We start from the raw sequence: 21,888 nt of genomic DNA on the forward strand, positions 1-21,888 counted from the left end.
GACAGAATAATGATTCGGTGTCTAAGGACTGATGAGTCGTGAAACCCGCCTTATTCTCGGTTCTGGATATACCGATCAAACTATAGAGGGATAATGGCTCTATGAGCGATCTTGCTAAAGAGATCACGCCCATCAATATTGAGGACGAGCTTCGCGGTTCTTACCTCGACTACGCGATGTCAGTCATCGTCGGTCGTGCTCTTCCTGATGTGCGTGATGGCCTAAAACCAGTACACCGTCGTGTGTTATTTGCAATGAATGTACTGGGAAATGACTGGAATAAACCTTATAAAAAATCTGCTCGTGTGGTAGGTGACGTAATCGGTAAATATCACCCGCATGGTGATACAGCCGTCTATGACACTATCGTGCGTATGGCTCAACCTTTCTCACTTCGTTACATGCTGGTTGATGGCCAAGGTAACTTTGGTTCGATCGATGGTGACTCGGCTGCGGCAATGCGTTATACGGAAGTGCGTATGGCGAAAATGGCTCACGAGCTGTTAGCCGATCTCGATAAAGAAACCGTCGATTATGTTGATAACTATGACGGTACGGAACGTATTCCAGCGGTGCTACCGACTAAAATTCCTAACTTACTAGTTAATGGTGCGTCGGGTATCGCAGTTGGTATGGCAACCAATATTCCACCTCATAACTTAAATGAAGTCGTGAGTGGCTGTCTTGCTTATATTGATAATGAAGACATCACCATTGACGAATTGATGGAATATATTCCTGGGCCTGACTTCCCAACGGCTGCGATGATCAGTGGTCGTAAAGGTATTGTGGATGCATACAAAACAGGACGCGGTAAAGTTTACATGCGTTCTAAAGCGGATATCGAAGCTGACAAACATGGTCGTGAAACCATAATTGTTACCGAAATTCCATACCAAGTGAACAAAGCGCGTTTGATTGAAAAAATCGCCGAGCTTGTAAAAGACAAAAAAGTCGAAGGTATCAGCGCACTGCGTGATGAATCCGACAAAGAAGGTATGCGTATTGTCATCGAGTGTAAGCGCGATGCGGTCGGTGAAGTGGTACTAAACAACCTTTACACCAATACGCAGTTGCAAACCACTTTTGGCATTAACATGGTGGCGTTGAACGAAGGCCAACCTCAGCTGTTTAACTTAAAAGATATGCTGAAGTGTTTCGTTAACCACCGCCGTGAAGTGGTCACGCGTCGTACGGTTTACGAATTACGTAAAGCCCGCGACCGTGCGCACATCTTGGAAGGTTTGGCTCTGGCATTAGCGAATATCGATGAAGTGATTGAGCTTATTCGCCAAGCTGCGACACCGGCTGAAGCGAAAACTGGCTTAATTTCTCGCGGTTGGGAACTGGGTCATGTTGCAAGCATGCTTGAGCGTGCTGGTGACGAAGGCACTGCTCGCCCTGCATGGTTAGAGCCAGAGTTTGGTATTCGTGATGGTATGTATTACCTCACTGAGCAACAAGCTCAAGCGATTCTTGAATTACGCTTACACCGTTTAACGGGTCTAGAGCACGAAAAAATTCTCGAAGAGTACAAGGGTCTATTGGATCAAATCGCTGAGTACTTACATATTCTTGCGAGTACTGAACGCTTGATGGAAGTGATTCGCGAAGAACTGGAAATTGTCCGTGACAATTTCGGTGATGAACGTCGCACGGAAATTACCGCGGCGAGCCATGACATTGACATGGAAGAGCTGATTGCCCGTGAAAACGTTGTTGTGACGTTGTCACATGAAGGCTATGTGAAATACCAAATCCTGAGTGATTACGAGGCGCAACGCCGTGGTGGTCGTGGTAAGAGCGCTACGCGTATGAAAGACGAAGACTTTATCGAACGTCTGTTGGTTGCCAACACTCATGATAATATCTTGTGTTTCTCAACACGAGGTAAAGCATATCGCTTGAAAGTATATCAATTGCCGCATGCAACGCGTACGGCGCGTGGTAAGCCGATTGTGAATATTTTGCCACTTGAACCAGAGGAGCGTATTACTGCGATTCTGCCAGTGAGTGAGTATTCTGAAGATCATTATATCTTCATGGCAACCAGTGACGGTACGGTTAAGAAAACCTCGTTGGATCAGTTCTCAAATGTACGTAAGAACGGTTTGATTGCGGTTAATCTTCGTGAAGAAGATTCGTTGATTGGTGTAGATATTACCCATGGCGATAACGACATTATGTTGTTCTCAGCATCGGGTAAAGTGGTACGCTTTAACGAGAGCCAAGTACGTGCGATGGGACGTACTGCATCCGGTGTGCGTGGTATGAAATTACCTGAAGGCGATCATGTGAAGTCATTGATTGTGCCACATACCGACGGTGATATTCTGACGGTGACACAAAATGGTTACGGTAAACGTACTCAGCTTGCCGAATATCCAGCGAAGAGCCGAGCTACACAAGGTGTGGTTTCTATCAAAGTGTCTGAGCGTAATGGTCCGGTTATCGGTGCTGTTCAAGCAGATGAGCGTGATGAGTTCATGATGATCACCAATGCGGGCACGTTAGTGCGCACGCGTGTTGATGAAGTCAGTCAAGTGGGTCGTAATACCCAAGGCGTAACCTTGATTCGTACTTCTGAAGGCGAAGATGTGGTTGCACTACAGCGTATCGAAGAAATTGCTGAAGAAGACTTACCGCTAGAAGAGGGTGAAGAGTCAACCAGTGAGACGCAAAGTGATAGTGTGGATGAGAGTGTTGAAGGCGCAGAAAATGCGGATACAACAACTGACACGCAATCTGAAGCAAACGATGATGAATCAGAGATTGATTAATCTTAGTTGATCATTGTTGATGCAAGTGAAAAGCCGGAGATGATCTCCGGCTTTTTTTATACTTCAATATGTTGGCAAGTACTTATATGAGCATCATTTAGCCCGCGAAGGGAGACGATCCCAAATCGTTGAAGAAGGATCGAACTTGATCCATGGATCTTTATGATTTTTATATATAAAAATGAAAATAATGGTGAAAAATTTCTGACTTTTAAATTTCTTTTCCTATACTTAATACAAAGTAAGTCATTGAGTTTTGGTTGGCAGCAAACGGCACTAAGATAAACGTTTGAGACAGAGGATTGCGAAAACCCTATTTATTGTGACACTTGTCACATATATAGTGTTTATTTGCCATGATAAAATGAAAAATGGTATTATTTTTGAGACTTAATTAAAGTTTATGGGGAATGGCATTGGAACAAGAAGCGATTATTCAATTAAAACAGGATTTTTATAAGCGCATCAGCTCGTTACAAGCGAATGCCATGCCTCAGTGTAAGCCGACATTGTCATTTTTGACCGATGAAGAGTTAAAAGAATTGGAGCAAATCTGGATTGAACTTACTATGTGGAAAAACAGCCAACGTCATTGATACGTTACCCTTAATAGATGTTCTTAAATAAACCCGATATGGCCAATGTCGGGTTTTTTGTGTTTTGGGCGTTGCCATGAGCTGTGGCTTACCGTTGAAAACCCACCAGCTAGGCCCCATAGTAACTACAACAAAAAATAGAAATTGTATGCATGTTTCGCTAAGATGCATCAACAATGAATAAAGTGAGTGAAAATATGGCGGAAGTAAGAGCCAGAGTAGACTTAAAAGTCGGCGCTAACAGCAGCATTGATGCTGAGATTTTATCATTTCATGGGTTGAATTCAGACAAAGAACACGTTGCACTGATCTTTAAACAAGCAGATACGCAGTCAGACATCCCTTTAGTACGTATGCATTCTGAATGTTTGACAGGCGATGTTTTTCACTCCTCTCGATGTGATTGTGGCGAGCAACTTGATGAAACCATCGCGAAGATGGGAGAGCACGGCGGTATTATTTTGTATCTGCGTCAAGAAGGGCGTGGTATTGGCTTATATAATAAAATTGATGCCTACCAACTGCAAAGCGAAGGCATGGATACCTATCAAGCGAATAACCATTTGGGTTTTCCCGACGATTTGCGTGATTTTTCTGAAGCGGCGCAAATGCTGCAAGCATTGAATATTAGTAAAATTCGTCTGGTGACCAACAACCCAAAGAAAATTCATGATTTAAAAGAATTTGGTGTTGAGATTGTCGATGTTGTTCACACCGGAGCGCATATTAAAGATGGCAACGAAAGCTATTTAAAAGCGAAGGTCTCACATGGTCATCATCAACTTAAGCTAACTTAATTGCATGCTGCTGATTAAAAAAGCTCCAGTTTTCACTGGGGCTTTTTTTATTTATTTAATTATCTTTGGGTCGCGTCTCAACCTCAGAGATTAAGTGGATCACCTGAGCGGCAAATTATATAAACTTTGCCATACTCATTAAGCGATACACAGTAACGGATATCAATAATGATAAGAGTCATCGTCTATTGTCTTGCTATAGGATTGACGTGTATTTCTCAAGTTGTCTATGCACAAGGTTTGAATGAGTTTGTTAAGCAAGGATGGATTACACCCAAAGAGCCCGTGACCTATTTTCTTGAGTACCCAAAGCAACTACAGAGTCTTTATTCCAGTAACGATTACCAACGGATATGGCAAAACCCTCACGATAGATCAGCACTAGAACGGCAATTGACATTAATTCATGCCGCTGGCATTAGCCCTTTGTTTGATCGTCAGTTGAAGTATTTGCGTCTGTATCATGCAAGGCAAGATTGGTTCCGTTACGATTTATTAGCGACGGATGCATTGATCTTGTATTTGCAGTATGCCCAATATGCTCCCACGAAAGGGCAAACCTGGTTTTTTAAGCGTCCTTTAAATATTGCGCTACCTTCGTTGAGTAAAGCCAGTGTTGTTGAGCTACAAAGGGCTGTCGAGCATAAAGCGGTGTCGGTACTGATTAATCAAGCCACACCGCAGAGTGATGCTTATAAACAATTGGTTGACGCCTACGAGTCTTTACTTAACCATCAAGAGGCTAAGGTTGCAGAATTTCGCCCAGACAGCGCGTTAGTGCTGGGACAGCCTATCGCGCATAAAGCGATATTAGTCCAACGTTTGGCCATCGTTAATGTTGATGTTAGTGCCGTAGATCGCTCTTCTATGGTCGTTAGCCCACCTTTAAAACACGCGATTAGAGCGTTTCAAGTGATGCATGGTTTACCAGCCGACGGGAAACTGGATAAAACCACATTACATTGGTTGAATATGTCGATTGCACAACGCCAATATTTGCTCGCTGTGAACGCGGAACGGATTAGATTGTGGCCTGAAAACGCGAGTTCATATGTGCAAGTGAATATTCCGGCGTATCATATGCAATATTGGTATCAAGGGCAGGTGGCTTTTCAATCGAAGGTTATTGTGGGACGTCGAAGCCGTCCGACTCCGGTTATGAATACGCGTTTGCAAACGGTGGTATTTAATCCAACGTGGAACGTGCCTTATCGTATAATGATGGATGATATTCTACCGAAAGTACGCCAAGATCAAAGTTATCTAGCAACTCATGAATTAGAAATTATTCAAAGTTGGCGTAATCCTAAAACCGTCGCCGTGCAATCGATAGATTGGCAGCGTATCGATAAGGCTGTTTTTCCTTATCGGCTAAGACAAAAAGCCGGTCCTCATAATTCATTAGGACAGTATAAGTTTGTTACTCCGAATGCTCGTGCAATCTATTTACATGACACCCCGCATAAGTATTTATTTTCACGACAGCAACGCGCCTTTAGCTCTGGATGTATTCGTGTCGAGCATGCTAAGCAGTTCGCACAAGTCCTTATGACGCAACCAGGCTCGAGGCAAGAGGACGCGCAACAAGCGCATAGCCAAGCGAACAGCCGCGTGCGCTTACAACAAGCGATCCCGGTACATTTGATCTATCAAACAGCGTGGTATGCTGAAGGTAAGATTCATTACCGTAACGATATTTATCACCATGATGTCTTTATCGATAATCCAACACCCCATTCAACATTGGCTGATGTCTCGACCCGCTTGTCAAAGTAAAATCTCAATGTCATAGTAGCAAAAATGTGAATTAATAAGGTCTTACGATTATGTCTTTACAATATCAAGTGGTGCCAGTTACTGCTTTTGCGCAAAATTGCTCAATCGTGTGGTGCGATGAAACCATGGAGGGAATTGTGGTGGATCCGGGGGGCGATGCCCAGCAACTGGCCGCGCTTGTGGAACAGCTTCGCGTGAACGTAATGAAGATTGTTTTGACTCATGGGCATTTAGACCATGTTGGTGGTACACAAGAATTAGTGCAATTACTCGGTCAAATGCCGATAGTCGGTCCTCACCAAGCTGATGCATTTTGGTTAGAAGGAATGGCACAACAATGCCAAATGTTCGGATTTGCGCCTGTGAGTCCGTTTTTACCAGATCAATGGTTACAAGAAGAAGATACGATTACATTCGGCAATGAAACGTTATCGGTTTACCATACCCCAGGCCACACTCCAGGCCATGTGGTGTTATTTAGCGAGAGTTCACGCTTAGTGATTGTAGGAGATGTGCTGTTTAACGGTAGTGTAGGGCGTACCGATTTCCCACAAGGCGATTTTAACCAGCTTGTGACGTCGATAAAGACGAAATTGTGGCCATTGGGTAATGATGTCACATTTTTACCTGGACATGGACCAAAATCAACCATTGGTCAGGAGCGAGCCAGTAATCCTTTTGTTGGGGATGACGTCGCGCTTTAATTCTCTTCCAGCAGCTCTGACTCGGCGGCGGCTAAGTAGCGCCGAGTCAAGCCGACAAACTCCTCCGGGCTACGATCAAGGTCAGACGCCGATAAATAGATGTCATAGCCATGAAACTCCCGTTGATAGCGCATACGATTCGCGAGCATACCAATTAAGCCAGCATACCGGTGACCGTGCTCATCATAATAGGGCTCGGCATCCAGCAAAATGTCCTCTAATGCGTACTTAGGGTGACGTTTAACTCCGAGATAAAGCAGTGAACGCTGATCCATGAGAATATCACTGGCAATACGGGGACAAATACTACACAAATACGGTTGATAGCGCTTTAAACGAATGCCGACCCAAGGTAATGGTGCGCCCCAGCTATCTGAACCACCATCTTGGCAGACATCGATACGATGGATATTATTCCACTTTACGACCCAGCCGCCTTTAGCTAAATGTTGCTGTAGATGTGTCGCCGTTAAGGTGTATTGCACGCGACTACTGACAATAAGCCAATAGCTGACTCCCCATAAAAGGGCAATCAAACCCGCAACGGCGAGTGCTATTGTCAACGTAGGTGAAAACATGATCGCGATTAAGGATACGATTAAGGCGATGAAACACACAATCCGACAGCGCGGTGAATGGATATCCCAAGTGTGATTATGAAGGTGTAAGGTTTGCATAAGCATTCTTCGTCGTTTGTAAAGCCAATTATCGTTTAAAGTATTTCACGCAATAAATCGACAATTAATGGCTAAATAGTAGCCGCTTGTCGAAGAAAGCGCGCTTTTTTAGGGGTAAGTGGTATCCGCCCCTACAAATGAACAGGAATATTTGGTATAAAGCGCGCTTCAATTTTCACCACTGCACCCACGCAGTGAAATGGAGACATACTCAATGAGACTTGCTCATAAGCGCAAAGTGCAGTCGAAACTGCAAAAGCGTATGAAGGCGATTGTAGCGAACTTATCTTCTACACCGAAAGCGGATACATCAGCTAAGGTTGAGCCTGTTGCAAAGAAAGCCGCCATTGTGACCCCTCAACAAGAGAGCGTCGCTGCGCCAGCAAAGGTAACCGTAACACTGACGCCTAAACAGCAACAAGTATTAGATATTGTCGTCGCAAATGCTAACGGTATCAATCCAAAATCCATCGGTCTATCTGCGGGTCAAGAAGATGCGAAAGCGGCCTCTTGGGCGACTGGTGCGTTGAAAAAACTACTTCAAGAAGAGTTAGTTTTAAAAGAACAACTTAGTGGAAATAAAGTCATTTATAAAGCGGTGTAATAGCCCTTATAAATGACCTTATAGACATTAAAAAGGCCCTGAATATGTTCAGGGCCTTTTTAATTATAAATCATCAACAATACTATACACCCTTGGATATGCTACCAAGCTCTAACATTGGTGCCACATCCATGTTCTCTGCATTCATCATCGTTGATAAACGCTGGACAGAAGATAACAACAGAGTTTGCTCCCATTCGTCTAATTTATGAAAGCGTGCGACGAAATTATCTTGTAAAGGCTGTGGCGCTTTCGCGAGTATGGTTTTGCCAGACTCAGTCAGATGCGCGTGGACTTTGCGTTTATCTGATTGACTGCGTACCCGAGTGACGTAACCGTTACGTTCCAAACGGTCCAGTATCGTTGTCGCAGTGGCTTGGCTCATATTAGTGTGCTTCGATAGTTCACGAATGGTGACTTGACCAAGCGTTTCTATTGAACGCATTAAAATTAATTGCGGCCCCGTTAAACCTGCATGTTTGCTCAATTGTTTTGAGTGCAAGTCGATAGCTCGGATTATCTGGCGGATGGCGACCAGAACCTCTTCATGTTTTTCCAATTTGTTTATCCGAAAGAGAGTGATTGTACTTGTCGGCGACAATAGCGCACTTACAAACACTTGAAAAGTGTTGATGTCATACTTTTTTCTTCCTTTAGATTTCGCTTTTATACAGTAATAGAATGAGGTGAAATATTTAGTAGACAAAGCATTATTTTTGTATTTATTGGTCAATTAATGTGCTAAATCACAGTTTTATGACACTTTTCACGGTTTAATTTCCATTTGATTAGACTAGGGTGCGTTATTATGTATAATCGTCGGCCTGATGATTGGATAGTAAACGAATCGAGTACGAAACAAAAAATGACAATGGAAGATGATATTGCTTTAGTACTCGTTACTATTGGGGTCAATCAAGAACTATCTATAGAGAGGTCAAATGAAAAATAGTATTGATAAATACAGTATTGATAATACCGACTATACGGTAGGACAAGATAATGTCCAAAAATGGGGATTTGATGTTCATAACCCCGTATTCGGTGTGAGTGCTGGTTTAATACTTCTGTTTTTAGTGGCGACATTAGTGTCGGATGCTGATACAGCAAAAAGTGTCCTTAATGGTATTAAAGGTCAAATCATTGATAATTTTGATGCTCTGTTTATGTGGGCAGGCAACTTCTTCATTATTTTCTGCCTAGCAATGATTGTATTGCCTTATGGCCGCATTCGTTTAGGTGGCAAAGAGGCTACACCTGAACATTCTTTCTTTTCGTGGTTATCAATGTTGTTTGCGGCAGGTATGGGTATCGGCTTAATGTTCTGGAGTGTAGCAGAACCGGCAGGATACTATACAGGTGCTTATGGCACACCTTTGGCTGTGACAGCAAACACGCCTGAAGCGGCAAAACTGGCGCTAGGTGCCACTATGTTCCATTGGGGCTTACACCCGTGGGCCATTTATGGTGTGATGTCTCTTTCTTTAGCCTTTTTCTGCTACAACAAAGGTTTACCATTATCGATTCGCTCTATATTTTTCCCAGTGCTAGGCGATCGCGCTTGGGGTTGGGCTGGACATTTAGTTGATATTCTTGCTGTTATTTCTACCTTATTCGGCTTGGCAACCTCGTTAGGATTAGGTGCGCAGCAGGCAGCGAGTGGTTTACATCATGTGTTTGGGTTTCAAGATGGTATCAGCTTACAGATTATCGTCATTGTCGGTGTGACAATTTTAGCGACCATCTCGGTTATTCGCGGTATAGATGGCGGCGTAAAAGTCGTGTCTAACATCAACATGGTGGTTGCCTTTATTTTGCTCTTAGTGGTCGCTTTTATAGGCTACGATGTGACATTTGCGGCGATTCCAGAAACGTTAGTGTCTTATATTCAAAATATTGTTGCGCTAAGTAACCCCCATGATCGCCCTGATGAAACGTGGCTTAAAGCATGGACCGTGTTCTACTGGGCATGGTGGATTTCTTGGTCACCATTTGTTGGTATGTTTATCGCACGTGTCTCGCGTGGCCGTACGGTTCGTCAATTTATGACCGCTGTATTAATTGTCCCAACCGCTGTGACTGTCGTTTGGATGTCGGTATTCGGTGGTTTGGCGATTGACCAAATTATCAATCATGTAGGCATTTTAGGTGATAAAGGCATTACCAATGTGTCGTTAGCCATGTTCCAAATGTTTGAAGCGCTACCATACGGAACGGTATTGTCTATGATTGCCGTGGTATTGGTATTAGTCTTCTTTATTACGTCTTCAGATTCAGGGTCATTGGTGATCGATAGTATCACTGCTGGCGGCAAGCTTGATGCACCAACGTTACAACGTGTATTTTGGGCCATTATGGAAGGGGCGATTGCGATTGCTTTATTATGGATTGGTGGCAGTAACGCGGTTCAAGCGATGCAAGCGGCGGCCATTTGTACTGCTCTACCATTCACGATCATCTTGTTGTTAATGTGCTTTAGCTTAGTCAAAGGAATGAACACGGAAGAATATTAATGATTGGCACCAATAAGTGTGCTAAATGATGTAAAGGGCTGAGTGCAAACTCAGCCCTTTTTTATTGTTTGCTTATGTATATTCGTTTGTGTAATGAGTGATTTGAATAACAAAAAACCAAGCAAATAGCTGCAATTAAGGTTTTAGTGTTATTTAAGTGTAAAAAAAAAGATTTATATAACATGTAAGCGTAAAAAAAGATGTCACATAAGTAAGAAATATGAAAGGATATGGGTATAGACCTTTTTGAGATAAAGACTGTTATGAATCTATCGTTAAAACAAAAATTAATTGCGGTAAGTGTGTTAGCACTTGCTGTTATGGCAACAACGTTGATTTGGATTGCTGCGAGTAAATTACAATCAGAAACTCAAAACAGCGTACAACTAAGGGCGCAGGCCGTTTCGCAAAGTGCCAATAAAGGTATTGCGAGTTGGATAGATCAACGTAAAAACTTAATCAAGGCACTGGAAGATAATACGCAAGCCAATGACATTGAACCGTTCCTTGTGCAAGCCAGAAAAGCAGGTAACTTCGATGATGTGTATTTTGGTACACGTACCGGAGAGATGCTACGCTCTCGCCCTGAACGTAATAGTGCTGGCTACGATCCACGAGTACGTGGTTGGTATAAAAGTGCCACCCAAGCCAATCACATGGTGTTAACGTCCGCGTACCGCGATGCGGCGACAAGCGAGCTTATGGTAACGTTAGCGACACCAATTCATCATGCGGGTGGCCGTCAAGGGGTATTAGCTGGGGATGTATTGATTGAACAATTGGTGAAGAGTGTTATTAGTCTTAATATTGGTAAAAATGCCTCTGCCTCATTAATTGATAGTCAAAATGGAACCATTCTCGCGACACAAAACAGTCAAAATATTCTCAAACCGATTACCGCACTAGACGACGATTTATCAATGAATCGGATTCAAGCGGCTGTGCAAAGTGGGAAATTAGTTCAGTTTGATGTGAATGGCCAAGAAAAACTCATGTATTTCTCATCCGTGCCAAATACCCATTGGATTCTGGCGCTGAATTTAGATAAAGATACTGAGTTTGCTTTATATTACAGTATGTTAAATCAGCTGATCATCACTGGTCTTGTCATCACTGTGATTATGTTGTTTGTGATGGCTTATGTTGTCACTATTCTCACGAAAGATTTATTACGAGTCTCAAACGCTTTGGGTGAAATCGCTTCTGGAGAAGGAGATTTAACACAACGTTTGACGGTATCTAGTCAGGATGAAGTTGGTAAATTGGCGTCAAATTTCAACATCTTTGTCGGTAATATGCACAGTATGATGATGACTCTAAGAGGTATCTCTCAAAGCCTGCATAGTCAATCAACCACAACGGCGACACATGCAGAAAGCCGTAGTGAACGGATTCGTGTGCAACAAGATGAGATCAATATGGTCGCGACAGCGATTAATGAAATGGCGGCGGCAACCCATGAAATTGCAGGCAATGCCGATAATACCGCGAGTAGTTCTAATGAAGCGGTGAGCGCTGCAAAACATGGTAGTGGGCAAGTTAAGCAAACACAGAGTTCAATTGCGCGTTTAGCTGATGAAGTTGGTGTAGCCACTACAGTAATTGAAGAGCTGCAATCACATGCTGATAACATCAATTCTATCTTGGCAACGATCCAAGGTATTGCAGAGCAAACTAACCTGCTTGCGCTGAACGCTGCGATTGAAGCAGCACGTGCTGGCGAACAAGGACGCGGCTTTGCGGTTGTAGCCGATGAAGTCCGTGTACTCAGCCAGCGTACACATTCTTCGACCACTGAAATTCAAAGCATGATTGAAACTCTACAAAGCACCACGCACAAAGCGGTGAATATCATGAATGAAAGTCATAAGTTATCGGATACATCTGTAGAAGATGCGACAGCAGCGGCGGCAAGCTTGACGCAAATTCAGCAATCAGTTGAAGTCATTAGTGATATGGCGACGCAAATTGCGTCAGCTGCCGAAGAGCAAGCATCGGTCACGTCAGAAATTACGCGTAATACCTCTGGTATTCGAGATGTGTCTGAAGATCTTGCTAAAGAAGCGGGTGAAGCGGCAGAACAAGCGTCTGAATTATCGAGCCTCTCTCATCAGTTACAAGAGCAAATCGGTCGATTCAAGTTGTAAAATACTCTTAACCGCATTTGACGGTGAGTGATGAAAAAACCGACCCCTTGAGGGGTCGGTTTTTTTTGATAAAAAGAGTGGTTAGTTATATTAGTACTAGATGTTACAACCAAAAATTATGAATGGGGTCATCCGGAGTAAAATGATGGGCCATTTGCGCTTGGAATAATTCTGCGGTCGCAATCGCATCTGTCAATGCATGATGCGCCGTATAGGGGGGTAAATTATACCGCAGCCGAGACTGACCCAAACGTACAGACGCTGGACGACGTCCTAATAAACGATTTAAAAAGCCACCTGACACTTGGCGTTGAATCTGGTTTTCGATTTCCATTGTATCAATCAGTGGAAATTCAATGCCTTCTTTAATTCGTCTTTTCAGTGCTTTATCGAGCATGATTCGTTCTATCTTACGAAAATGCACCACCATGATTTTTCCTTGCATCGCCTCTAAGACATCATTAATGATCTCATTGAGATCTGGCGCGTCCATGATATCGTTATGGGTGATACCATGAATAATCACGGAGTCATCTTGTAATTTTTGCCGTGGGCGCACCGTCCAGTGACGGGCGCGATTTAAATAGATACGATTTAATGAAAATGGTACCAGGCCAATCGTAATAATCTCATCTTTATCCGTATTGAGCCCTGTTGTTTCAAAGTCCATCGCTAAAAATTCCACTTCACTAATCGGTGTGCCTTTTTCTGGTGGCACCGCTTCATAAAAGCGTTTCAGTGGTTCGTATTTGGTCATTTTAAGCTTGGCACGAAACTTATATGGCCAATCAATACTTGGTGCGCCAAATGATTGTCTCATAATTTTCCTACTTAAAGCTGCCGCTGGCTTGATAGCGATATTTTAGAAAGTTTTGCGCGTTACTTAGGATCTGGAATGCATCCTTGAGGTTACGTCGCTCAAAATCGGATAAGTTTTCTGGTTCAATATTGTTATCTGGCTCTTGGCCTTGTTCAATATCAATCGCTTGGTGACGAATACGTACCACGGAGATAAATTCTAATGCATCACGTAAATCTTGCCCGCGTCCCTTTGGTAAAATACCGGCGTCAATGATGTCATCAAGACGTTCAAAGGAGTTTTTTGCACGTGAACCGACTGCGAGCGCATGCACACGGATTAAATCCGCCAGTGGAGCGGTACCACGACGTTTTAAGTTAATGGAATTATTATGCTGCCCATCTTTTTCCATCACAAAACTTTTGAAAAAGCCCAGAGGAGGGGTTCGGTTGAGTGAATTACGAGCTAAACAGGCTAAGAAGCGGTTGTTGCGACGCGCACGGCGAACGACGAATCCGTTGAGTTGCTCTGCCCACTTCAAGCGGCCGTATACACCGTCTAAATCAAAGAAAATAGAGGCATTTAAGAGAGCTTTAGGATTTGGGTTATCAATCCAATCGGCAAAGCACGCTTCCCATTGGCGGCGAGTCATACGCCACTCTGGGTTGGTGGCCATTATGTCACCTGAGCAATAGGTATAGCCACATTGGTTTAGGGCGTCACAAATGAAGTGTGCCATTTTTTCGAAGTAGGCACCGTGTTTTTCTTCATTATAATTATCATCAAGAATGATCGCGTTATCTTGATCGGTGACGACCAATTGCTCATCACGCCCCATTGAGCCAAGTGCTAAAAAGCAGAATGGAATCGGTGGTGGGCCTAATTCTTCTTCTGCTAATTCAATAATACGCTGTTTAAAGCTACGCCCGATGGTCGACATTGCGGTACCGATCATATGCGAGTTGGCATCTTCGCGCACCATACGGACAAAACTTTCTTGTAATTGTGTTGCGACTTGCGCAAGGTCATCAATGGTTTTTTGCTGATAGATGCTGCTAACGAGTAACAGTGAGTTTTGCGATTCATAACGAACGATATCAGAAATTTCAATAATACCGATGGGTTTACTTTCTTTTAAGACGGGCAGGTGATGGACGTTGTAACGTAACATCATCAGCATGGCCTCGTAGACATAAGCATTATGATCCAAAGAGATCACATCGGTTGTCATCACTTCGCTAACTGGACGGCTATGATCCATCCCAGTCACAAGTACACGGCGACATAAATCACGGTCGGTAATAATACCTGCAACGGCAGCACTATCGTCTTCATCGTCATCAGTACGGTTTGGATCAATGATCAATACCGATGAGGTGTTTTCTTCTGACATTTTAATCGCAGTTTCTTGAATCGTCGCGTCGGTATGCACGAACAAAGGTTCACCGGCTAATAAACTGGTGACTTTTACTGTGGTTAAGTCATTTTCATCGGTTTGGCTAGAAACGGCTTGGCGCAAACGGGCGTTATCTTCAACTTCAACAAAATCGGCGAAGTTATCATACTCATCGTATAGATGTTGGAAGAGGGCAACAGGGATACAGTAGACGAGCGTATCTTCAATGGCCGTGACGGGGAAGCGGACTTTATTGTTGGTTAATAAGCCCATTTGACCAAACATATCCCCTTCAGTTAAGCGGTTATAGAGTTCGCCTTTACGCCGGTATAACTCAACCACACCACTGCGAATAATAAATAAGTCTTCGATGTAGTCGCCAAAGTGAATAATAGGGGTATCTTGTCGGTAATAGGCTATCTCAATTTGTCCGGCGACGTCTGCCAATATGTCTTCTGGCAGATCGTTAAACGGAGGGTATTGGCTGAGAAAGGTAATAATTTCTTGCAGCTCAGCGTCCATTGAAGGCTCCTTATAATAACGTGTTGTTCTATATATCTTCAGTGTCACAGTTTGCCGATATTGGAATGGACTATTTTACACTAAAATAGCGGCTTACGCTGTGTCCTTGCACTCGTTGATATAAATTGAGACCAAGACCTGACAATAGTGGGACAGAGGTAATAAAAAAGCCAGCGAACGGCTGGCTTTTATACAAGAGTTATCCCAATTATAAGATCTTAGCGATGCCTTCGCACAATGGCGGCATGTTATTTTTCGTCATGCCTGCAACACTAATACGGCCAGAGCCTACAATGTAAACCGCAGCCTCGTCTTTCAAACGAGCGACTTGTTGTTTATTGAGGCCAGAGAAAGAGAACATGCCATTTTGGCGTTCAATAAAGCTAAAGTCAGCACTCACGCCTTTGTCTTTGAGCGTTTGCACAAAGAGACGACGCATATTATGAATACGTTGACGCATATCGGCGACTTCTTGTTCCCATTCGGCGCGCAGCTCTACTGAATTTAGAATATGGGTGACAACTGCCGCACCGTGCGCGGGTGGGTTTGAGTAAATGGCACGAATAATTTTCTTCACTTGCGAGAATGCATTGCTCGCGGTTGTGGCATCGGCTGCCACTAAGGTAAATGCACCGACGCGTTCATTATATAAACCAAAGTTTTTTGAGAAAGAGCTGGCGACAAGGATTTCTGGATTACACTTTGCAAACTCGCGTAAACCTGCGGCATCTTCTTCTACACCGGTTGCAAAGCCTTGATAAGCAAAATCAAACATCGGAATCAAGCCTTTATCAGCAATAAACTGCGCCAAAGTTTGCCATTCTTCGAAAGTCGGATCGATGCCGGTAGGGTTGTGGCAACAACCATGTAATAACACAACATCGCCAACCGAAGCATGTTCTAAATCCGCTAACATTGCTGAAAAGTCTTTATCGTTGGCGGCCGCATCATAATAGGTATATTGAGCGATTTCTAACCCAGCGCTAGAGAACACGGCATTATGGTTTGCCCAAGTCGGGTTACTTATCCAAATTTTTACTGCGCCAAAGTGACGTTTGATGAATTCGGCTGAAATACGTAGAGCGCCTGTGCCGCCTGGTGCTTGCGCGGTTTTTGCGCGTTGCTCGGTGATAATCGAGGCATCATCACCAAATAATAATTTTTGCACGGCCAAGCCATATTCATAGGAGCCTTCAATACTCAAGTAAGACTTGGTTTTTTCATTGGCAAGTAATGCGGCTTCTGCTTTTTTGACTGTCGCAAGAACTGGAGTCTCGCCTGATTCATCTTTATAGATGCCAACGCCGAGGTTGATTTTTTCTGGGCGAGGATCTTTTTTAAATTCTTCTGTAAGTCCTAAGATAGGATCGGCGGGCGCAGCGACAATTTTTTCAAACATAATAATATCCGTGTCAGGGTGAAAGAGAAATCTTAGTGTATTTATACCTGTCTCGTGGCGTCGAAACAACTGCTCGAGACCGAAAAGATCACAAATAATTAGCCTCTAGGTTCTTGGCTGATAGAAGGTGATAGTGAGATAAAATAGCGACATCCTCTATCGATAACACGAGCCATGCTAATAACTGCCGCACTCAGTTCGTGCTCCAATAAAAAAGGCGACCCTTGGGTCGCCTTTCGCAGTACTAATTACTGATTTTGAGCTTAGTAATTGGCGTTACGTGGTGTACGAGGGAAAGGAATAACGTCGCGGACATTACCCATACCAGTAACGTAAGAGACTAAACGCTCGAAACCAAGACCGAAGCCAGCATGTGGAACTGTGCCGTAACGACGGAGATCGCGGTACCAGTTCATATCTTCTGGATCGATGTTCATTGCGCGCATACGCTCATCAAGTACGTCTAAACGCTCTTCACGTTGTGCGCCACCAATGATTTCACCAATACCAGGGGCCAGAACATCCATTGCAGCGACGGTTTTGCCATCTTCATTCATCCGCATGTAGAATGCTTTGATGTCTTTTGGATAGTTTTTCACAATCACAGGCGCTTTGAAGTGTTCTTCCGCTAGGAAACGTTCATGTTCAGAGGCTAGATCGATACCCCATTCGACTGGGAACTCAAACGTTTTACCAGATGCAATCAAAATATCGATGGCGTCAGTGTAATCGACTTGAGCAAAGTCAGAATCCACAAACTTCTCAAGACGAGTAATTGCTTCTTTGTCGATACGTTGAGCAAAAAACTCAAGGTCATCACGGCGCTCTTCTAATACCGCTTTAAAGACGTACTTAAGCATGTCTTCAGATAATTTCGCGATATCTTCTAAGTCCGCAAATGCCACTTCTGGCTCAACCATCCAAAACTCAGCAAGGTGACGGCTGGTGTTTGAGTTTTCTGCACGGAATGTCGGGCCAAACGTATACACTTTCGACAGAGCACACGCGTATGCTTCACCATTTAATTGACCAGATACCGTTAAGAAGGTTTCTTTACCGAAGAAGTCTTCGTTGTAGTCAACGTTACCTGCTGCTGTGCGCGGTAAGTTTTCAAGATCCAGTGTTGAAACGCGGAACATTTCCCCCGCACCTTCTGCATCGGCCGCAGTGATCAGTGGTGCAGAGACCCAGAAAAAGCCTTGTTCATGGTAAAAACGGTGAATGGCTTGCGATAAGCAGTTACGCACACGAGCGACGGCACCAATGACATTGGTACGTGGACGTAGGTGGGCAACGTCACGAAGGTATTCAATAGAATGACGAGTTTTCGCCATTGGGTACGTGTCCGCATCTTCAACCCAACCAACGACATTCACATTGGTCGCGGCGAGTTCGAAGTCTTGACCTTTCGCTGGAGACGCAACAATCGTACCTGTAACTTCGACTGAACAACCGGTAGTCAGTTTCAGTACTTCGTTTTCGTAATTATTCAGATTATTCGGAACCACGGCCTGAATCGGGTTGAAACAAGAGCCGTCGTAAATGGCAAGAAAAGAGATTCCAGCTTTGGAATCACGACGTGTGCGAACCCAGCCACGAACAGTGACTTCACTGTCTACTGCTAGCTTTCCGCTTAGTACGTCTGTTACAGGCGCGTAAGTCATGTTTTGTTATGTCTCCATAGAAGTAAAAATACAACACGTGTGGTTTTTGCCCTGTATTGGGCAAAAAATAGCCTAAACATCGAGTTGCAGGGAATTTTACAGTTGCAGCGCACCATATTACCTGTCAATTCCTGCGCTTCAACCCTTAATGTGACGAAAATGCACATTATTTGGGCGAATAGGTGGCGGCTTGCCATTTTACACGCTATTGACGTGCGAATGCGGGATCGATCACGAATCATTATTTCGCGGTCATAATTATTTTAATATGCAGCTGCTATCACAGTCCTGATATCTCATTTGTTAGACATTTACACTATATTACATAAGTTTACTTAAAAGCCGATAAATAACGCGCTCTACGTCGAGAATATTGTTCTATTTGTTTTTGTGTAATTGTATTCATTAAATAACAGTAACTAATTCTTTTCTTAATATGTGTTTTGAAAGCGAATTAGATTCTCCATGACTAATGAGGAAGTGGTGATGACTAGGATGGTTCGAATCGACCAGAATAAGGTATTCAGTTTAATTAAATCCAGTCGGCGAGGCTGGCTTAATTCACTATTAGTATTGTTTTGCTGTGTCTTAACGGCGCAAGCGCACGCTAAGTTCATAGCCGTTTCGGTTAGTTCTCAAGATAATTTTCGCAATACGATTACTGAAAGCATCGAGCAGGCCATTGACGCCCGCAACGATTATGTCTACATCGAGGATGTGGATAATGATTTTGCTGAGCAGGTTAAGCAAATTCGTCATTATATTGATTCAGGAGCGGATGCAGTCATTGTATTTGCCACTGGTACTAAAGAGCAAAATAAACAATTGTTTGAGTTTGCAAAAGAAGTACCGTTAGTTTTTATCAATACTGAGCCTGTCGATGATTTATTCTTTATGCCGCCCAATACCGTGTATGTAGGATCGAACGAAGTAGACTCCGGTACAATGCAAATGGAAGCATTGGCTAAAATGGCGAATTACAAAGGGAAGATTGCATTGCTCAAAGGTGAGATGAGCCATCCGGCTGCTGTGACACGGACCGAAGATGTTTATAACGTGACTGATCAATATCCAGATATGTCCGTGGTCGCTGCTGAAGCGGGTAACTGGCAGCGTAATCAAGGATATAACATTGTTGAGAAGTGGGTTAAGGATCAGGTCGATTTCGACATTCTCGTCTCCAATAATGATGAGATGCTTTTAGGGGGCATTATGGCACTCCACGATTCCGGTAAAGATGTTAAATCTTATTATACTGGCGGAGTTGATGGCATACATGATGCACTTTTAGCGATGCAAAAAGGCGATGTCGATGTCACTGTATTGCAAGATGGTCACCGCCAAGGCGCAGCCGCCGTTGATGTTGCTTATCGTATGATAAACAAAGGATTTGTCGTTAATCCCCATTGGGTTCCATTCAAATTAATCACTAAAGATAATTACCAGACGTTGCTCGACAACGATCAGTAATTCGAGAAAGGTTGGAGTAACAGAGTATGTCATTAGTCTTTAGGATTATTAGCGGGTTTACCATCTTGGTTATATTTCTGCTGGGATTAGTCGGTGTGAACTACTTTTCTGTGGATAAAATAGAATCGAATATCGCTCAGGTGACTGACGTTGCCTTTCCAATAAATCAACGAGTTGCCACTTTACGTAGTGACATGTTGCAACAAAATAACTATGTGATCGGTGTTTTTGCCGAGCAGTCGGTAGCAAAAATTGATGAGCTTGAAAGTAAATTTCAAACTCAAGGCAACAAAATAGCCGAAAGTATTGCACAGTTGAAACAGCAAGCACTGAATGATGACGGCGCGATCGAGGCGAAAATAACGTCTATTGAGTCATTGCGAGCCCAATATACGCAAGCAAGTAAAGCATTATTTCGGATTCGACGTGAACGGTTAATCAACGACAAAAATATTGATAAACACAATAAAGTGGTTACCAGTATCGAGCAACAGTTAACTTACTATTTATCAAAATATTCAAAACCACGTTACTACCAAAACAATGCAGATTTTAAATCAACGATTACAGGGTTGAATCGTGAAGCAAGCCAAGTACTTACTGCGTTTAGTCAATACATGGTGGGGCGTGATCTTGATAAGCTGACCAAACGGCTTGATGGTATGGATATTGTGATTAAAAATCGATTTGATGCCATTAAAGAACACGATGAAGACATGGGTAAGTTATTTAGTGTCATGCTGGTTCCTTTATTGCACGAAATGACAGCAAAAGATGGCTTATATCATCTGTATATAGATAGAGAGCGGCTTAAACAAGAGACAGATACTAATCTGAACGCGATTCGTCAGAATACCAGCCAACTACAAAATACTGTAATTGAATTCTCTCAAGCCGCCGCGCAACTTGCGACGCAAGCACGGGATCGTACTCATGATAGTATTGCTTTTATTACGCTAGCAATGTTGATTGTGAGTGGTATTGCCTTGTTAGTGGCGATCATTGTATCAACATGGATTGCTAAATGGGTGCGCAAGGCGATTGGTGATTTTAAACAAGCATTAATTCAAGTGACCGAAGGTAATTTGACGGTGACGTTCCAACAAGAATCAAAAGATGAGTTTGGAGAGCTTGGGCGTTATCTTAATGGTTTGGTAACGAATTTACGGAGCACCTTTACGCAGTTAACGGACTCAGCGCAAATGCTGTCTCAAGTGGCCGATCGCAATGCTGAAATCAGTAATACGACGACAGCGGCGGTATCGAATCAGCGCTCTTTACTTGAATCGACGTCATCGGCGATGACAGAGATGGAAAGCTCTGTGTCTGAAGTGGCGCAACGTGCGCAAGATACCATGATGTCAGCAGAGCAAGCGCATGGCCAAACCAATGAAGTTGGCGAGAGTATTAAACAAGCGATTGCCAATATCAAAGAGCAAGCGGAGCAAATTGAAAAAACGTCGAAAACCGCACTTGAGTTAAATGAGTATGGTGAGAAAATCGATACTATCATCGATACTATACAAAACATTGCAGAGCAAACCAATCTGCTTGCTTTAAATGCTGCGATAGAAGCCGCGCGAGCAGGGGAGCAAGGGCGTGGCTTTGCTGTGGTCGCTGATGAGGTGCGTAGTCTGGCTAGTCGTACCAAGCAATCGACAGAAGAAATTCAGCAAATGATTGAGATCATGCAACGGTTAATCAAAGCGGTTGTCGAGGTTATCAATGTTAACCTGAGTAAAAATGATTCCAATATTGCGGTCTCCGAGCAAGCAGGGCAAGGGCTGGTGGCTATGAGCCAATTGATTGGTCAAATTGTTGATATGAACATGCAAATTGCGACAGCGACCGAAGAGCAAAGCTCTACGGCGAAAGACATCAGTCGTAGTGTGGTGCATATTAATGATTCGGCAGAAGAAACGGCTAAAGGGGCTGCAAGTAATGCAGCATCGAGTGATGATTTACGCGATCAGGCGCGGCGACAATTGGCGCTAATAGAGCAATTTAAAGTCTAATAAAAAAGGGAGCGTTAGCTCCCTTTTTT

17 protein-coding genes are annotated in these 21,888 nt (G+C 43.4%); 11 read left to right on the top strand and 6 right to left on the bottom strand.

Features of this window, described 5'->3' with window-relative positions:
• Positions 1-101 precede the first annotated feature (101 nt).
• The 5 genes from gyrA (at position 102) to OCU30_RS05885 (ending at position 6,653) form a co-directional block, all read left to right on the top strand.
• Positions 102-2,780 (top strand): DNA topoisomerase (ATP-hydrolyzing) subunit A, encoded by a 2,679-nt coding sequence (gene gyrA, locus OCU30_RS05865; protein ID WP_077313111.1) that lies wholly within the window; start codon positions 102-104, stop codon positions 2,778-2,780.
• A gap of 410 nt (positions 2,781-3,190) precedes the next feature.
• On the top strand, positions 3,191-3,376 hold the full coding sequence (locus tag OCU30_RS05870; RefSeq protein WP_095532886.1) for a hypothetical protein: 186 nt from the start codon (positions 3,191-3,193) through the stop codon (positions 3,374-3,376).
• 197 nt (positions 3,377-3,573) lie between these two features.
• A complete protein-coding gene (locus tag OCU30_RS05875) occupies positions 3,574-4,173 on the top strand; it encodes a GTP cyclohydrolase II (protein WP_077313679.1) in 600 nt (199 codons plus the stop codon).
• Between the two features lie 168 nt (positions 4,174-4,341).
• On the top strand, positions 4,342-5,949 hold the full coding sequence (locus tag OCU30_RS05880) for a L,D-transpeptidase family protein (protein WP_077313109.1): 1,608 nt from the start codon (positions 4,342-4,344) through the stop codon (positions 5,947-5,949).
• A 50-nt stretch (positions 5,950-5,999) separates the two neighbouring features.
• Entirely contained in the window at positions 6,000-6,653 is a 654-nt protein-coding gene (locus tag OCU30_RS05885) for an MBL fold metallo-hydrolase (protein ID WP_077313107.1), read from the top strand.
• On the opposite strand, the gene OCU30_RS05890 is transcribed toward OCU30_RS05885, so the two are convergent.
• Positions 6,650-7,330, bottom strand: a complete 681-nt coding sequence (locus OCU30_RS05890) for a DUF2982 domain-containing protein (RefSeq protein WP_077313676.1) — start codon at positions 7,328-7,330, stop codon at positions 6,650-6,652. The genes OCU30_RS05885 and OCU30_RS05890 overlap by 4 nt on opposite strands.
• Before the next feature lie 214 nt (positions 7,331-7,544).
• Between OCU30_RS05890 and OCU30_RS05895 the strand changes: the two genes are divergently transcribed.
• Positions 7,545-7,934 (top strand): MarR family transcriptional regulator, encoded by a 390-nt coding sequence (locus tag OCU30_RS05895; protein WP_077313106.1) that lies wholly within the window; start codon positions 7,545-7,547, stop codon positions 7,932-7,934.
• A gap of 82 nt (positions 7,935-8,016) precedes the next feature.
• Here OCU30_RS05895 and OCU30_RS05900 read toward each other — a convergent pair whose 3' ends face one another.
• Positions 8,017-8,493 (bottom strand): MarR family winged helix-turn-helix transcriptional regulator, encoded by a 477-nt coding sequence (locus OCU30_RS05900; RefSeq protein WP_077313105.1) that lies wholly within the window; start codon positions 8,491-8,493, stop codon positions 8,017-8,019.
• 249 nt (positions 8,494-8,742) lie between these two features.
• Between OCU30_RS05900 and OCU30_RS05905 the strand changes: the two genes are divergently transcribed.
• From OCU30_RS05905 to OCU30_RS05915, 3 genes are all read left to right on the top strand, one after another.
• A complete protein-coding gene (locus OCU30_RS05905) occupies positions 8,743-8,886 on the top strand; it encodes a hypothetical protein (RefSeq protein WP_159439105.1) in 144 nt (47 codons plus the stop codon).
• On the top strand, positions 8,876-10,447 hold the full coding sequence (locus tag OCU30_RS05910) for a BCCT family transporter (RefSeq protein ID WP_077313104.1): 1,572 nt from the start codon (positions 8,876-8,878) through the stop codon (positions 10,445-10,447). The genes OCU30_RS05905 and OCU30_RS05910 overlap by 11 nt, the downstream gene beginning before the upstream one ends.
• A gap of 263 nt (positions 10,448-10,710) precedes the next feature.
• Positions 10,711-12,594: a methyl-accepting chemotaxis protein gene (locus OCU30_RS05915; protein WP_077313103.1), complete on the top strand. Its 1,884-nt coding sequence runs from the start codon at positions 10,711-10,713 to the stop codon at positions 12,592-12,594.
• Positions 12,595-12,697: 103 nt separating this feature from the next.
• On the opposite strand, the gene OCU30_RS05920 is transcribed toward OCU30_RS05915, so the two are convergent.
• The 4 genes from OCU30_RS05920 to asnS form a co-directional block, all read right to left on the bottom strand.
• Positions 12,698-13,414 (bottom strand): 3'-5' exonuclease, encoded by a 717-nt coding sequence (locus OCU30_RS05920; RefSeq protein ID WP_077313102.1) that lies wholly within the window; start codon positions 13,412-13,414, stop codon positions 12,698-12,700.
• Positions 13,415-13,421: 7 nt separating this feature from the next.
• Positions 13,422-15,311 (bottom strand): DUF294 nucleotidyltransferase-like domain-containing protein, encoded by a 1,890-nt coding sequence (locus OCU30_RS05925; RefSeq protein ID WP_077313101.1) that lies wholly within the window; start codon positions 15,309-15,311, stop codon positions 13,422-13,424.
• Between the two features lie 208 nt (positions 15,312-15,519).
• Positions 15,520-16,710: an amino acid aminotransferase gene (locus tag OCU30_RS05930; protein ID WP_077313100.1), complete on the bottom strand. Its 1,191-nt coding sequence runs from the start codon at positions 16,708-16,710 to the stop codon at positions 15,520-15,522.
• 263 nt (positions 16,711-16,973) lie between these two features.
• The gene (gene asnS / locus OCU30_RS05935; RefSeq protein ID WP_077313099.1) at positions 16,974-18,374 is read right to left on the bottom strand and encodes an asparagine--tRNA ligase; all 1,401 of its coding nucleotides are present in this window, start codon (positions 18,372-18,374) and stop codon (positions 16,974-16,976) included.
• Positions 18,375-18,860: 486 nt separating this feature from the next.
• Between asnS and OCU30_RS05940 the strand changes: the two genes are divergently transcribed.
• Positions 18,861-19,844, top strand: coding sequence for a substrate-binding domain-containing protein (locus tag OCU30_RS05940; protein ID WP_159439104.1), 984 nt, complete (start codon positions 18,861-18,863; stop codon positions 19,842-19,844).
• Positions 19,845-19,870: 26 nt separating this feature from the next.
• On the top strand, positions 19,871-21,859 hold the full coding sequence (locus tag OCU30_RS05945; RefSeq protein ID WP_077313097.1) for a methyl-accepting chemotaxis protein: 1,989 nt from the start codon (positions 19,871-19,873) through the stop codon (positions 21,857-21,859).
• Positions 21,860-21,888: the final 29 nt, after the last annotated feature.

Source organism: Vibrio palustris (assembly GCF_024346995.1).
Taxonomy (GTDB): Bacteria; Pseudomonadota; Gammaproteobacteria; order Enterobacterales; family Vibrionaceae; genus Vibrio; species Vibrio palustris.

Bases quoted from the DNA above. Each gene is read 5' to 3' on its own strand.
- OCU30_RS05875 (WP_077313679.1), top strand. From the start codon at position 3,574: ATGGCGGAAGTAAGAGCCAGAGTAGACTTAAAAGTCGGCGCTAACAGC.
- asnS (WP_077313099.1), bottom strand. From the start codon at position 18,374: ATGACTTACGCGCCTGTAACAGACGTACTAAGCGGAAAGCTAGCAGTA.
- OCU30_RS05885 (WP_077313107.1), top strand. From the start codon at position 6,000: ATGTCTTTACAATATCAAGTGGTGCCAGTTACTGCTTTTGCGCAAAAT.
- OCU30_RS05905 (WP_159439105.1), top strand. From the start codon at position 8,743: ATGTATAATCGTCGGCCTGATGATTGGATAGTAAACGAATCGAGTACG.
- OCU30_RS05925 (WP_077313101.1), bottom strand. From the start codon at position 15,311: ATGGACGCTGAGCTGCAAGAAATTATTACCTTTCTCAGCCAATACCCT.
- OCU30_RS05880 (WP_077313109.1), top strand. From the start codon at position 4,342: ATGATAAGAGTCATCGTCTATTGTCTTGCTATAGGATTGACGTGTATT.
- OCU30_RS05890 (WP_077313676.1), bottom strand. From the start codon at position 7,330: ATGCAAACCTTACACCTTCATAATCACACTTGGGATATCCATTCACCG.
- OCU30_RS05945 (WP_077313097.1), top strand. From the start codon at position 19,871: ATGTCATTAGTCTTTAGGATTATTAGCGGGTTTACCATCTTGGTTATA.
- OCU30_RS05915 (WP_077313103.1), top strand. From the start codon at position 10,711: ATGAATCTATCGTTAAAACAAAAATTAATTGCGGTAAGTGTGTTAGCA.
- OCU30_RS05940 (WP_159439104.1), top strand. From the start codon at position 18,861: ATGACTAGGATGGTTCGAATCGACCAGAATAAGGTATTCAGTTTAATT.
- OCU30_RS05895 (WP_077313106.1), top strand. From the start codon at position 7,545: ATGAGACTTGCTCATAAGCGCAAAGTGCAGTCGAAACTGCAAAAGCGT.
- OCU30_RS05920 (WP_077313102.1), bottom strand. From the start codon at position 13,414: ATGAGACAATCATTTGGCGCACCAAGTATTGATTGGCCATATAAGTTT.
- OCU30_RS05910 (WP_077313104.1), top strand. From the start codon at position 8,876: ATGAAAAATAGTATTGATAAATACAGTATTGATAATACCGACTATACG.
- gyrA (WP_077313111.1), top strand. From the start codon at position 102: ATGAGCGATCTTGCTAAAGAGATCACGCCCATCAATATTGAGGACGAG.
- OCU30_RS05870 (WP_095532886.1), top strand. From the start codon at position 3,191: ATGGCATTGGAACAAGAAGCGATTATTCAATTAAAACAGGATTTTTAT.
- OCU30_RS05930 (WP_077313100.1), bottom strand. From the start codon at position 16,710: ATGTTTGAAAAAATTGTCGCTGCGCCCGCCGATCCTATCTTAGGACTT.